General features: G+C 28.1%; 12 protein-coding genes. 11 read left to right on the top strand and 1 reads right to left on the bottom strand.

Annotated features, from left to right (window positions below; translation table 11 throughout):
* Nucleotides 1-49: 49 nt before the first annotated feature.
* The 11 genes from H0H54_RS00920 to rplT all read left to right on the top strand — a co-directional run bounded on the left by H0H54_RS00920 (nucleotide 50) and on the right by rplT (nucleotide 13,232).
* On the top strand, nucleotides 50-2,494 hold the full coding sequence (locus tag H0H54_RS00920) for an alpha-ketoacid dehydrogenase subunit alpha/beta (RefSeq protein ID WP_185863410.1): 2,445 nt from the start codon (nucleotides 50-52) through the stop codon (nucleotides 2,492-2,494).
* 86 nt (nucleotides 2,495-2,580) lie between these two features.
* Nucleotides 2,581-3,636: a branched-chain amino acid aminotransferase gene (locus H0H54_RS00915; protein ID WP_185863409.1), complete on the top strand. Its 1,056-nt coding sequence runs from the start codon at nucleotides 2,581-2,583 to the stop codon at nucleotides 3,634-3,636.
* Between the two features lie 30 nt (nucleotides 3,637-3,666).
* Nucleotides 3,667-5,427 carry an arginine--tRNA ligase gene (gene argS, locus H0H54_RS00910; RefSeq protein ID WP_185863523.1) on the top strand — a complete coding sequence of 587 codons (1,761 nt, stop codon included), beginning with the start codon at nucleotides 3,667-3,669 and terminating at the stop codon, nucleotides 5,425-5,427.
* 27 nt (nucleotides 5,428-5,454) lie between these two features.
* Nucleotides 5,455-6,804: a signal recognition particle protein gene (gene ffh, locus H0H54_RS00905; protein ID WP_185863408.1), complete on the top strand. Its 1,350-nt coding sequence runs from the start codon at nucleotides 5,455-5,457 to the stop codon at nucleotides 6,802-6,804.
* Nucleotides 6,805-6,915: 111 nt separating this feature from the next.
* Complete coding sequence (locus tag H0H54_RS00900) at nucleotides 6,916-8,523, top strand: glycerol-3-phosphate dehydrogenase/oxidase (protein WP_185863407.1); 1,608 nt, start codon at nucleotides 6,916-6,918, stop codon at nucleotides 8,521-8,523.
* A gap of 27 nt (nucleotides 8,524-8,550) precedes the next feature.
* A complete protein-coding gene (gene glpK, locus H0H54_RS00895) occupies nucleotides 8,551-10,047 on the top strand; it encodes a glycerol kinase GlpK (RefSeq protein ID WP_185863522.1) in 1,497 nt (498 codons plus the stop codon).
* Between the two features lie 5 nt (nucleotides 10,048-10,052).
* Nucleotides 10,053-10,799, top strand: a complete 747-nt coding sequence (locus H0H54_RS00890) for an MIP/aquaporin family protein (protein ID WP_185863406.1) — start codon at nucleotides 10,053-10,055, stop codon at nucleotides 10,797-10,799.
* A gap of 35 nt (nucleotides 10,800-10,834) precedes the next feature.
* Nucleotides 10,835-12,109 (top strand): threonine--tRNA ligase, encoded by a 1,275-nt coding sequence (gene thrS, locus H0H54_RS00885; protein WP_185863405.1) that lies wholly within the window; start codon nucleotides 10,835-10,837, stop codon nucleotides 12,107-12,109.
* Nucleotides 12,103-12,675 carry a translation initiation factor IF-3 gene (infC, locus tag H0H54_RS00880; RefSeq protein ID WP_394366899.1) on the top strand — a complete coding sequence of 191 codons (573 nt, stop codon included), beginning with the start codon at nucleotides 12,103-12,105 and terminating at the stop codon, nucleotides 12,673-12,675. Before thrS ends, infC begins: the two co-directional genes overlap by 7 nt.
* Nucleotides 12,676-12,686: 11 nt before the next feature.
* Nucleotides 12,687-12,875, top strand: coding sequence for a 50S ribosomal protein L35 (gene rpmI / locus H0H54_RS00875; protein ID WP_185863404.1), 189 nt, complete (start codon nucleotides 12,687-12,689; stop codon nucleotides 12,873-12,875).
* 6 nt (nucleotides 12,876-12,881) lie between these two features.
* Nucleotides 12,882-13,232 carry a 50S ribosomal protein L20 gene (rplT, locus tag H0H54_RS00870; protein WP_185863403.1) on the top strand — a complete coding sequence of 117 codons (351 nt, stop codon included), beginning with the start codon at nucleotides 12,882-12,884 and terminating at the stop codon, nucleotides 13,230-13,232.
* Here the strand turns inward: rplT and def are convergent.
* A complete protein-coding gene (def, locus tag H0H54_RS00865) occupies nucleotides 13,224-13,730 on the bottom strand; it encodes a peptide deformylase (protein ID WP_185863402.1) in 507 nt (168 codons plus the stop codon). The two genes, rplT and def, sit on opposite strands and share 9 nt — an antisense overlap.
* Nucleotides 13,731-13,767 lie beyond the last annotated feature (37 nt).

The raw sequence follows: 13,767 nt of genomic DNA, 5'->3' as shown, positions 1-13,767 counted from the left end.
TCATATAATAAAAATTCCTGTATTTTCATATCAAAAAAAATAATAGATTATGAATTACAACAATAAAAAACATTGTGATTGTGATGATGAGGAAACTGATTTTGATTCATTTCAAAGAATGGTTTTAAATGATTACAAATTAGCACGAATTAGTCGTGAAACTAGTATTTTAGGTCGTAAAGAAGTTTTGAATGGAAGAGCAAAATTTGGAATATTTGGAGACGGAAAAGAAATTCCTCAATTAGCTATGGCAAAAATTTTTAAAAATGGAGATTATAGATCTGGATATTATCGAGATCAAACGTTTATGATGGCTATTGGAGTTTTAACTGTAAAAAGTTTTTTTTCGCAATTATATGCGCATTCAGACTTAGAAGCAGAGCCGGTTTCGTCTGGTAGAATGATGACATCTCATTTTGGAACACGTTTTTTGAATGAAGATGGAAATTGGAAAAATCTTATTAAACAAAAAAATTCTAGTGCGGATATCTCTTCTACAGCGTCTCAAATGCCTAGATTATTAGGGTTAGCTCAAGCTTCTAAGATTTATAAAAAATTAAAAAATTTAAAAGAAACACATAAAATATTTTCTCATAACGGAAATGAGGTGGCGTTTGGAACTATTGGGAATGCTAGTATTTCTGAAGGATTATTTTGGGAAACATTGAATGCCGCTTCAGTATTACAAATACCAATTATCATATCCATTTGGGATGATGAGTATGGAATATCTGTTCCAAATAAGTATCAATTTTCAAAACGAAATATTAGCGATATCTTGTCTGGTTTTCAGAGAAATCAAAAAGAGAAAGGAATAGAAATTATTCGTGTTAATGGATCTAATTACATAGATCTTACAAAAACATATATTAAAGCAGATAAAATAGCTCGTTATGAACATGTTCCTGTAGTCATACATGTTACCAATTTAACACAACCTCAAGGACATTCAACCTCTTCTTCACATGAAAGATATAAATCGAAAGAACGTATAGAATGGGAAATAAATCATGATGGAATCAAAAAATTTAGAGACTGGATTTTAAGTTTTAGATTTAAAATAGATACAAAAAATAGTTATAAAATAGCTAATGTTCATTCTTTAGATAAAATAGATGTAGAAGCTAAAGAATATGTTAAAAATGAAAAAGAAAAAGCTTGGAAAGCATTTATAGAACCTATTATAAAAATTAAGAATGAAGTAATAAGTCTTTTGTGCAAAATACAAGATAACTGTACGGAAAAAAAATGGATTCAAAGATATATTAGAGAATTACATGATACAACTAAAAATTATCCTACAAAAAAATCAATATTCCGTATTGCTAGAAAAACAGCATATCTTTTATCAAAGACCCAATTTTATTCAAAAGATTGTTTGATAAAATGGATAAATAAAAAATATAATGAAGAACAAAAGAATTATTCTTCACATTTATATAGTGTTTCTGAAAAATCTTCTGTAAAACTAACAGAAGTTTTTCCTGTATATGATCATGATAATTATGAAGAAGTAGATGGGAGAATTGTACTAAGAGAAAATTTTGATAAGTTGTTGGAATTACATCCTGATCTTTTAATTTTTGGAGAAGACGTAGGAAAGATAGGAGATGTCAATCAAGGATTAGAAGGTCTGCAAAAAAAATATGGTAAAATTCGTGTTTTTGATACAGGAATACGTGAATCAACTATTATTGGACAAGGAATAGGTTTGTCTATGAGAGGTCTTCGTCCTATAGTTGAAATTCAATACATAGATTATCTTTTATATGCTTTGCAAATTATGAGTGATGATTTAGCGTGTTTACAATACAGAACAAAAGGAGGACAAAAAGCTCCTGTTATTATTAGGACGAGAGGACATCGTTTGGAGGGAATATGGCATTCTGGTTCTCCAATGGGTGGAATTATCAATTATTTGAGAGGAATTCTCGTGTTAGTTCCTAGAAATATGGTAAAAGCTGCTGGATTTTATAATACTTTATTATCTGGAGATGATCCTGCTTTAGTTGTTGAATGCCTAAATGGATACAGAATTAAAGAAAAATTGCCTAAAAACTTAGGTTTATTTAGAACGCCAATTGGAATAGTAGAAAGAACTAGGAAAGGAAAAGATATTACTATAGTCACTTATGGATCTACATGGAGAGTGGTTAGTGAAGCAGCTGAAGAATTATATAAGATTAACATTGATCCTGAAATAATAGATATTCAATCTTTATTGCCCTTTGATTTACAGAAAGATATTGTTAAAAGTTTGCAGAAAACTAATAGGTTGTTGATTATAGATGAAGATGTACCAGGAGGAGCTTCTGCTTATATATTACAGAAAGTATTAGAAGAACAAAATGGATATTATTATTTAGATAGTCCACCTATTACGATTACAGCTCAAGAACATCGCCCACCCTATGGATCTGATGGAGATTATTTTTCAAAACCTTCCGTTGAAAATATTGTAGAAAAAATATTAAAAATAATGCATGATAATTAGAAAATAAAGTATTTTATTGAATATTTTTTTAAAAATTGTTTTTATATATATTTGTTTTATTTATGTTTTACTAATGTTTTTTATTTATGAAAATAGAAAAAACCTTACATTCTAGAATTAGAAAAATGGATTTCAACAATATTGATTTTGGAAATCAGTATTCAGATCATATGTTTTGTTCTGAGTTCAAGAATGGAAAATGGAAAAATTCTATTATTAAGCCTTTTGGAAAGATAATGTTTTCTCCTATATCTCTTGTTTTTCATTACGGACAAGCTGTTTTCGAAGGAATGAAAGCTTACAAAGACAAAAATGAAGAAGTATTCTTATTTCGTCCAGAAGAAAATTTTAAAAGAATGAATAGATCTGCTGCTCGTTTGGAAATGCCACTTATACCAGAAAATATTTTTATGAATGGATTAAAAAAATTAATAGATATAGATAGGGATTGGATCCCTAAAAAATATGGACAATCTTTATATATTCGTCCTTTTCTAATTGCTACAAATGGAGTTTTATCAGCTAAGCCTTCTAAAGATTACATGTTTATGATTATATCTACCCCTGCGGACACCTATTACAAACATCCCTTAAAAGTTAAAATAGAAGAAAAATATAGTCGTTCTGCATCAGGAGGGGTTGGATTTACTAAAGCTGCTGGTAATTATGCATCTTCTTTTTATCCTACTCGATTAGCTAATGAAAAAGGATTTGATCAAATATTATGGACAGACTCTTCTACACATACGATGATAGAAGAATCAGGGACTATGAACGTTTTTTTTTATTTAAAAAATAAACTTATAACGCCAAAGGCAAATGATAATATATTGAGTGGGGTTACCTGTAAAAGCATTCTTTCTATAGCTGAAAAAGAAGGCTTATTTGTTGAAGAAAGAAATTTAAGTGTTTCAGAAATTATAAAGGGATTGCAAACCGGTGAATTAAAAGAAGCTTTTGGTTGTGGAACCGCAGTAGTTATAAATTATTTTAATACAATTAGTTATAAAGAAAATGATTTTTTTTTGCCGAATCTTTCAAAAGAGAAAAGAATATCTCTTTTTTTAAAGAAAAAATTATTAGATATACAACATAATTTATCAGAAGATCCTTTTAAATGGAGAGTCCCATTAAAAAGATAGATATTCATAAAAATTATTTAGATGTTATCTATGAATGATCATCTTCAATCTATAGAGAAAATAGTTAGAGAATCCATATTTGTTTTATATAAAATAAAATATTGTCCTGAATTGGATTTTCAATACACTAAAAAAGAACATATAGGAGATATTACTTTAGTTTTATTTTCATTATCTAAAAAACTTCAAAAACCTATAGAAAAAATAGGAAACGATATAGGAAATTATGTGCAAAATCAATTAAAAGGATTAATTCAATTCTCTATTATTAGAGGTTTTTTAAACTTTATTTTCGAAGATGATTATTATATTTATCTTCTAAAAGAAATGTTAAATACAAATTTTTATGATTTGAAATATACTCCTAAAAAAATCATGGTAGAATATTCTTCTCCTAATACCAATAAACCCCTTCATTTAGGGCATATTAGAAATAGTCTTATTGGAGCATCTATAGCTAAAATATTAAAAATGGTTGGTCATGAAATAATAAGAACTCAAATTATTAATGATAGAGGAATACATATATGTAAATCTATGATAGCTTGGAAAAAATTTGGAAAAGGAAAAACTCCTGATAGTGCTAAAATGAAAGGCGATCATTTTGTGGGAAAATATTATAGTTTATTTGATAAAATTTATTGTCAAGAAATCCAAGAATTATCTAAAAAAAAACATTCTAAAGAGAATTATAATTCTATCTTAAATCAAGCTCGAGAATTATTGAAAAAATGGGAATCAGGAGATTCTGAAATTAGGAATACTTGGAGAATAATGAATCAATGGGTTTATAATGGGTTCAAAGATACTTATAAAAAGTTAGGAATTAATTTTGATAAAATAGAGTATGAAAGTGATATTTATAAAACTGGAAAAGAAATTGTAAAAAAAGGTCTTAAAAAAGGTATTTTTTTTCAGAAAAAAGATGGCTCTATTTGGATTGATTTAAGCAAAGAAGGTTTTGATCAAAAACTTTTATTACGATCGGATCAAACTTCTGTATATATTACTCAGGATATTGGAACAGCTGTAGAACGTTTTAAAAAATATAATATAGACCAAATCATATACATCGTAGGAAAAGAACAAGATTATCATTTCCAAGTTCTTTTTCACATATTAAAACGTTTAGGATATACATGGGTCAATAAATTATTTCATTTGTCTTATGAAATGGTATATTTGCCAAGTGGGATCATGAAATCTAGAGAAGGAAATGTTGTAGATGCTGATAGTATCATTCTAGAAATGTCTTCTATTGCAAAAAAGAATTTTTCAAAGAAATTTATAAAAAAAGAAGAAGATAAACAATCTTATGAAATTCTAGGATTAGGAGCTCTTAAGTATTTTTTTCTAAAAATAGATCCCAGAAAAAAAATAATTTTTAATCCTGAAAAATCGATAGATTTTAAAGGAAAAACTGGTACGTATATTCAATATACTTATTCCAGAATTCGTTCTTTGGAACTAAAATTTTTCAACTTGTGTTCCCTACTTAATTATCATTGGTCAAATATAAAATTTGATATACATGAAAAAAATATGATCAAAGTTCTTCAGAAATATCCATTAATATTAAAAAAATCAGCAATACAATTAAATCCTTCTTTAATAGCAAACTATATTTATGAAGTCTCTAAAACTTTTAATCATCTTTATCAGAATAAAAGGTTAATAGATCCTTTAAACGTAATTCATAGTAATATTTGTATGAATATTATTCATATAACAGGGAATGTTTTAAAATCTGGTATGAATTTATTGGGCATTAAAATGCTTGATCGTATATAAATAAATTAAATAAAAAAACTTGTATTTATGTTTGAACATTTACAAAATAAACTTTCTGAAGCTCTTCATGTTTTTAAGGGGCAGAATACAATTACAGAAATTAATATAGCATCTTCTTTGAAAAAGATTGGAAGAGCACTTATTGATGCAGATGTCAATCATAAAATAGTTAAAAGTTTTATTCAAAGAATTCAAGAAGAATCTATTGGGAAAAAAGTGCTAACTTCTTTAAATCCAAAACAATTAATTACAAAAATTGTATATGATGAACTCGTTTCTCTTATGGGAGAAAAGAATGTAGAAATAAATATTTCTAGAAATCCTACTATTATTTTAATTTGTGGATTACAGGGAAGTGGAAAAACTTCTTTTTCTTCTAAACTTGCTTTTTTTTTAAAAAAAAAGAATAAATATCCTTTATTAGTCGCTGCAGATACTCATCGTCCTGCAGCCATAGATCAATTGGAGTTAATTGCGAAAAAAGTAAATATTCCTGTTTTTTCTTTAAAAGAAAGCAAAAACGTTATAGAAATTGTGAAAAAATCTATTATTTATGCTTATAAACAAAATAAAAATGTAATTATCATTGATACAGCAGGTAGATTAGCAATAGATGAAATTATGATGGAAGAAATTGAAAAAATCAATCAATATTCTCAGCCAAATGAAGTTTTATTTGTTGTTGACGCCATGACAGGACAAGATGCTATAAATACGGCTCAATCTTTCTCAAATGTGTTGGATTTTGATGGCGTTGTAATAACAAAGTTAGATGGAGATAGTAGAGGTGGGGTTGCTATAACTATGTCTAGTGTAGTGAAAAAACCTATAAAATTTATTAGCAATGGAGAAAAAATAGAAGATTTGGAAGTTTTTCATCCAGATAGAATAGCTAATAGAATACTAGGTATGGGTGATATAGTTTCTTTAGTTGAAAAAGTACAAGAACAATTTGATGAAAAAAGAACTAAAAAAATTTATCATAAAATTTCAAAAAACCGTTTCGATTTTAACGATTTATTTGAGCAAATTCAAAAAATAAAAAAAATAGGAAATATAAAAAATATTATTTCTATGATTCCTGGAATTGATAAGTATTTTTCATTTGATGGAAATCAAAAAGATTCTATAGCAAGAATAGAAGCTATTATTCATTCTATGAGTCCTTATGAAAGGAGTCATCCTCAAGTTCTTACTGATGAAAAAAGAATAAATAGAATATCTAAAGGGTCTGGCGTAGCATTAAATCATATAGATCTTTTTTTAAAACAATTTCATGATATGAATAAAATCATGAAAAAAATTCATGCTCATTCAGGAAAAAAAATTGTAAAAGATTTTATATATCAAATAATGAACAAAGAAAATAATGTATAATTTTAATTAAAATTTTCTTTTATTGAAAATATTTTTAATTTTGTTCATTTAACATTTTAAAATCCCAATAGGATGTATGTTTCATTTGAAATTTGATATGAGAGAAAAATAATGAAAGGTTTTTTAAATAGAGATAGATTTTTAGACATTTTAGAAAATGTAAATATTTGGGATATTATCATTATTGGGGGAGGAGCCACGGGGTTAGGGATTGCTTTAGATTCTTCTTCAAGAGGATATAAAACTCTTCTATTAGAACAGTCTGATTTTTCTAAAGGGACTTCTAGTCGTAGTACAAAATTAATTCATGGAGGTATTCGGTATTTATCTCAAGGAAATATAAAATTAGTTTATGAAGCTTTGCAAGAAAGAGGTTTTTTATTAAAAAATGCACCTCATTTAGTAAAAAAACAAAAGTTTATTATTCCAGTCTTCAATTGGAAAATGGGAATCATGTACTGGGCTGGTTTAAAATTGTATGAGTGGCTATCAGGTTCTTTGAGTTTTGGAAAATCCCAATTTTTATCACAAAAGGAAATGATTAAATATTTTCCAGAAATTAAAAATAAAGAGTTAAAAGGTGGTGTTTTATATTATGACGGGCAATTTGACGATGCACGTTTAGCCATAAATTTAGCACAAACTTGTGTTCAAAAAGGTGGAATATTATTAAACTATTTTAAAGTTAAAAGTTTACTAAAAGAAGTTGGGAACAAAGTTTCTGGAGTAGTAGCTTGCGATCTTGAAACTAAAAAGAAATATTCTATTTATTCAAAAATAGTTATAAACGCCACTGGAGTTTTTTCTGATTCTATTTCAAAAATGGATGAATCTTCATGTCCTATTTTCATAAAACCGAGTCAAGGAACACATATTGTGTTAAATAAATCTTTTTTTAGGAGTTCAAATGCTATAGTTATTCCAAAAACAACAGATGGAAGAGTTTTATTTTGTGTTCCATGGAACAATCATGTCTTGGTGGGAACTACAGATACTTTTTTGGAAAAAAGTGTTCTAGAACCCAAACCTTTAGAGGAAGAGATAGATTTTATCTTACAAACTTTTAACAAATATTTTATACTTCACATAAAAAAAAGTGATATATTAAGTGCATTTTCTGGATTACGTCCTCTTTTTGTTTCTAGTAATAATTATTGTTCCGATACTATTAAAACGAAAGATATTTCTAGATATCATAAACTTATAATTAGTTCCTCTGGGCTTATTAGTATTATAGGAGGAAAATGGACAACATATAGAAAAATGGCGGAAGACACTGTCAATAAAGCTATTGAAATAGGAAACTTACAGAAGTCCCCTTCTGTAACAAAAAATCTAAAAATTTATGGATCCTATTCTTCATATGATCAAAAAAGTCAGAATCTTTATTGGAATAAATATGGAGAAGATGAATATCATATAAAAAAATTGATTGAAAAAAACCCACTTTTGGGGGTTTCCTTAATTTCAAAAGATTCCTCTTATTATACAGAAGCAGAAGTGATTTGGATGGTTCGTTATGAAATGGCAAGAACAATTGAAGATGTTTTAGCTAGAAGGTTCCGTTTATTATTTTTAAATGCTAAAAAAGCAATAGATATAGCACCTAGAGTAGCTGCACTAATGGCGAAAGAACTTTCTAGAGATGATAAATGGGAAAAATCACAAATAGATGCTTTCAAAAAGTTAGCTATGCAATACTATTATCCACCAGTTTGATAGTAAGTAGAAAAGTTATGATATATGATGAAAAAATATGTACTATCATTAGATCAGGGAACTACCAGTTCTAGAGCTATTATTTTTGATAAAATTGGAAATATTATTTCTGTAGCCCAAAGAGAATTTACACAAATTTATCCTCATCCTGGATGGGTAGAACATAATGCAGAAGAAATATGGTCTACACAAGCTTCAGTAGCTTTAGAAGCTATTTTAAAGGCAAATTTAGAAGGAGAAAATATTGTTTCTATAGGAATTACCAATCAAAGAGAGACTACTGTTGTATGGGATAAAAGAACTGGAGAACCTATTTTTAATGCTATAGTATGGCAAGATAGACGTACATTTAAATATTGTGATCAAATTAAAAAAGAAGGATTAACCGAAATGATTCGAAAAAAAACAGGTTTAATTATAGACCCTTATTTTTCCGCTACGAAAATTAGATGGATATTAGAAAATGTACCCGGAGCTAGGGAAAAAGCTCGTTCTGGATTCTTGGCATTTGGAACTATAGATTCATGGTTAATATGGAATTTAACTGGTAAAGAAACCCATGTCACAGATGTGACTAATGCTTCTCGTACTATGTTATTTAATATTCACACACTTAATTGGGATCAAGAGTTGATAGATTTATTTAATATTCCAATAACGATGCTTCCAGAAGTAAAATCGTCTAGTGAAATTTTCGGTTATACAACAGGACATATTTTATCACACAAAATTCCGATATCTGGAATTGCTGGAGATCAGCAAGCGGCTCTTTTCGGACAAATGTGTACTAAAATTGGAATGGTTAAAAATACTTATGGAACAGGATGTTTTATGTTAATGAATGTAGGGGATCATCCTGTTTTTTCTAAAAATAATTTAATCACTACTGTAGCTTGGAAAATACAAAATCAAGTTCAATATGCATTAGAAGGAAGTGTTTTTATTGCAGGGGCTGTCGTTCAATGGCTTAGAGATGGATTAGGATTACTTTTGTCTTCCAATGAAGCGGAAACATTAGCTTCTTCTGTGGAAAATACGGAGGGTTTATATATGGTTCCAGCTTTTTCAGGTTTAGGCGCTCCTTATTGGGATCAAAAAGCGAGAGGAACCATTGTAGGGATAACGAGGGGGACTTCTTCTGCTCATATTGTTAGAGCAGCATTAGAAAGTATAGCTTTTCAAAATATGGACGTATTAAAAGCTATGGAAGCAGATTCTGGTATTTCTATAAAAGAACTTCGTGTAGATGGAGGGGCTACAGTAAATAAACTGTTAATGCAATTTCAATCTGATATTTTAAATGTGAAAGTTGTAAAATCTAGAATTTCTGAATTAACAGCAGCTGGAGCTGCTTATTTAGCGGGATTAGCTGTAAATTATTGGAGTAGTCTTGAAGAGATTCAAGATAAATGGCAATTAGAACAGGTTTTTGAACCAAAAGAAATGTCTAGTAGATTGGAAAGAATCCAAGGTTGGAAAAAAGCGGTTAAAACAACACGTTCTTGGTCAAATCAAATCAAATAAATACAATGACAAAAATATATGCAGAAATCATAGGAACAATGATTTTGGTTTTTTTAGGAAATGGGGTGGTAGCAAATGTTATTTTATCGAAAACCAAAGGTCATAGCAAAAGTGGAGAATGGTTAATTATTACTATAGGATGGGCGTTAGCTGTTTTTATGGGAATAATAGTATCTGCTCCTTATAGTGGAGGTCATTTAAATCCATGTGTTACAATAAGTTTTGCCATAATTGGAAAATTTAGTTGGAAAATGGTCCCTTTTTATATTTTATCTCAATTTATTGGAGCTATGCTAGGGTCTTTCTTTGTCTGGCTTTTATACAAAGATCATTTTTTTGAAACTCAAGGAAAAGAAGAAAAATTATCTGTTTTTGTGACTGTTCCTTCTATAAAAAATTTATTTTCCAATTTTATAAGTGAAGTATTCACTACTTTTATTTTTATATTTATTTCTTTATATCTTTCTATAGAAGGAACTCTTTTTATTAAAGAAGAAAAATATCCTATAGGTTTAGGGGCATTAGGAGCCCTTCCTTCCGCTCTTGTCGTATTTGGTATTGTTTTATCGTTAGGAGGGGTTACAGGTGCTGCATTAAATCCTGCTCGTGATCTAGGTCCAAGAATTATATATTCTATTCTCCCCATTCCAGAAAAAGGAAAAAGTAATTGGGATTATGCTTTGATTCCAGTATTTGGCCCAATAGTAGGATGTGTTCTGGCTGCAACATTATATCTATTTTTATCATCATAAAAATAAAAAAACTTGTAACTTATTTTTATTTATTTATGAATAAAAATAAGTTGCTTCCTCTTTTAAAAGAAAATTCTAATAGGGATCATAGAAAAATAGGAAAAAAACTGAAATTTTTTATTTTCTCTGATCGAGTAGGAACTGGATTGCCTTTATGGTTACCTAGAGGAACAGTTTTTAGAAAAAAGTTAGAGGAATTTTTAATTGATGTTCAAGAAAAATCAGGATACGAAATGGTTGTAACTCCACATATTGGTCACAAGAAATTATATGTAAGAAGCGGTCATTGGAGTAAATATGGAAAAGATCATTTTAAACCCATTCATACTCCTCGTAAAGAAGAAGAGTATCTTTTAAAACCTATGAATTGTCCTCATCATTGTGAAATATATCGTTCTCAAGAATGGTCTTACCGTGATCTTCCTAAGCGTTTTGCCGAATTTGGAACAGTATATCGTTATGAACAAAGTGGAGAACTTCATGGTTTAACTAGAGTCAGATGTTTTACTCAAGATGATGCACATATTTTTTGTACTTATGATCAATTGTTAGAAGAATTTAAGAAAGTAATTAATTTAGTATTTTATGTTTTTCGTTCTTTAGGTTTTTTAACATATACAGTTAGAATCTCTCTTAGAGATCCTAAAAGAATAGACGGTTATATAGGATCAGAAAAAAATTGGAAAAAGGCTGAAAATACTATCCTACAAGTAGTAAAAGAAGAAAATATAAAAGCGTCTGTTAATTATGGAGATGCAGCTTTTTATGGCCCAAAATTAGATTTTCTCATTCAAGATTCTTTAGGAAGAAGCTGGCAACTTGGAACAATTCAAGTAGATTATAATTTGCCTGAAAGATTTGATTTATATTATAAAGGAAAAAATAATGAAAAATGTCGTCCAGTAATGATACATAGAGCCCCTTTTGGTTCATTAGAACGTATTATTGCTATTATGATAGAACATACAGAAGGAAATCTTCCATTATGGTTAGTCCCTAATCAAGCAGTTATACTTCCTATAAGTGATAAATATGTAGTTTATGCAAAAAAAATTTTAAATTTAATGTTGAATTATAATATTCGTGTATTTATTGATAATAGAAACGAAAAGATTAACAAAAAAATTAGAGATTCTGAAGAAAATAAGATCCCTTATATGATTATTTTGGGAAACAAAGAAGAAAAAAATGAAACGATGTCATTACGACGTCATGGATTAGGACATATAGGAGTATTTTCTATTTCCAATGGAATAGAATCTATTTTGAATGAAACAAATTTAAAAACTCAAACTATAAAATTATTATAAAAAAGAAATTTACAAAAGGAAATAGAAAAAAACACCGACCATTACCGCAAAAAAAAGAAAAACATCGTATTAATGAAGGGATTATTAATACCCCAAAAGTTCGTTTAGTCGGTGATTCTTCCATAGAAAATGGAATTTATTCCATACAAGATGCACTTAAATTTTCTAAGGAAAGAGAGCTAGATTTGGTTGAAATTAATCCTAAATTAATCCCTCCAGTCTGTAAAATACTGGATTACAAGAAATTTTTATATGAACAAAAGAAAAGAAAAAAACAATTTAAAGCGAAACAAATTAAAGTAAATACTAAAGAAATCAGATTCGGGCCACAAATTGGAGATCATGATGGGAAAGTTAAAATTAAAAGTGCAGAGAAATTTTTAATGCGTGGAGATAAAGTAAAAGTATTTGTTTTTTTTAAAGGGCGTTCTATAGTATATAAAGATCAAGGGAAAATAAAATTATTAAAATTTGCAGAAGAAATTGAGGAATATGGAAAAGTAGAGCAAATGCCGGTAATGGAAGGAAAGAGAATGTATATGATATTAGCTCCAAAAAAATTTTAAAAATCATATTTATGCCTAAGTTAAAAACAAAATCAGGATCGAAAAAAAGATTTAAAAAAACGGCTCATGGATATATCAAAAGAAAACATGCATTTAAGAATCATTTATTAACAAAAAAGTCTAAAAAAAGAAAACGGAATCTTTCCGTATTCACTTTATTAAAAAAATCAAGTCAAAAAAATATAGAAATGCAAATTTAGAAATTTATGCCTAGATCTACAAATGCGGTTTCCTCTAGACGAAAACGTAAAAAAATACTGAAATTAGCTAAGGGTTTTTATGGTTCTAGAAGTAAAGTTTATACAGTAGCTAAAAATGCTGTAGAAAAATCTTTTCTTTATTCTTTTTCAGGAAGAAAAAGAAAAAAAAGAAATTTTAAATCTCTTTGGATTCAACGTATTAATGCAGGAGCACGTCAGTATGGAAAATCCTATTCCGAGTTTATGAATAAACTATCTGAAAAAAAAATCAAAATCAATAGGAAAATTCTTTCATATATGTCTATGAATGATCCTAATGTTTTTAAAAAAATGATAGATGAGATTTATTCAAAATGAATTTTTTTTTAAATCCATTAATTTTTTCTCTATCATTTTTTTTTTATGTGTAGAAAAATAATCTATAAAAAGTTTTCCTTCAATATGATCATATTCATGTAGAATTACTCTTGCACATATACCTGTTAAGGTTCTTTTTTGTTTTTTCCAATTTTGATCATAATATTCAATTCTAACATTAGATTTTCTTGTAACATCCCCCATGATTCCGGGAATACTAAGACATCCTTCATTGAATTTACATTCTTTTCCGTGAATGTTTAATATCTTAGCATTAATAAAAACCTCCTTTAAATAAGGAGTTTCTACTATAAAAAGTCTAATATTTTTACCAATTTGGGGAGCAGCTAATCCTAATCCTTTTGCTTTTTGTATAGTTTCAAACATATCTTGAATCAATTGATTGATTTTATTTTTTTTTTCATGAGAATCAAAATCTACATTCAAACTTTTTTTTCTCAAAATAGGATTTCCATAAAGAACTATAGGTAATACCATGAATTAATTTTTTTCTTCTTTTTTTCTAAGATAAGAT

This window comes from Blattabacterium cuenoti (assembly GCF_014251815.1).
Taxonomy (GTDB): domain Bacteria; phylum Bacteroidota; class Bacteroidia; order Flavobacteriales; family Blattabacteriaceae; genus Blattabacterium; species Blattabacterium cuenoti_E.
The sequence above is the reverse complement of the archived record's forward strand: the minus strand, read 5'-3'. Positions and strand labels throughout refer to the sequence as shown.

Bases quoted from the DNA above. Each gene is read 5' to 3' on its own strand.
- H0H54_RS00900 (WP_185863407.1), top strand. From the start codon at position 6,916: ATGAAAGGTTTTTTAAATAGAGATAGATTTTTAGACATTTTAGAAAAT.
- H0H54_RS00915 (WP_185863409.1), top strand. From the start codon at position 2,581: ATGAAAATAGAAAAAACCTTACATTCTAGAATTAGAAAAATGGATTTC.
- H0H54_RS00890 (WP_185863406.1), top strand. From the start codon at position 10,053: ATGACAAAAATATATGCAGAAATCATAGGAACAATGATTTTGGTTTTT.
- thrS (WP_185863405.1), top strand. From the start codon at position 10,835: ATGAATAAAAATAAGTTGCTTCCTCTTTTAAAAGAAAATTCTAATAGG.
- def (WP_185863402.1), bottom strand. From the start codon at position 13,730: ATGGTATTACCTATAGTTCTTTATGGAAATCCTATTTTGAGAAAAAAA.
- glpK (WP_185863522.1), top strand. From the start codon at position 8,551: ATGAAAAAATATGTACTATCATTAGATCAGGGAACTACCAGTTCTAGA.
- argS (WP_185863523.1), top strand. From the start codon at position 3,667: ATGAATGATCATCTTCAATCTATAGAGAAAATAGTTAGAGAATCCATA.
- rpmI (WP_185863404.1), top strand. From the start codon at position 12,687: ATGCCTAAGTTAAAAACAAAATCAGGATCGAAAAAAAGATTTAAAAAA.
- rplT (WP_185863403.1), top strand. From the start codon at position 12,882: ATGCCTAGATCTACAAATGCGGTTTCCTCTAGACGAAAACGTAAAAAA.
- ffh (WP_185863408.1), top strand. From the start codon at position 5,455: ATGTTTGAACATTTACAAAATAAACTTTCTGAAGCTCTTCATGTTTTT.
- H0H54_RS00920 (WP_185863410.1), top strand. From the start codon at position 50: ATGAATTACAACAATAAAAAACATTGTGATTGTGATGATGAGGAAACT.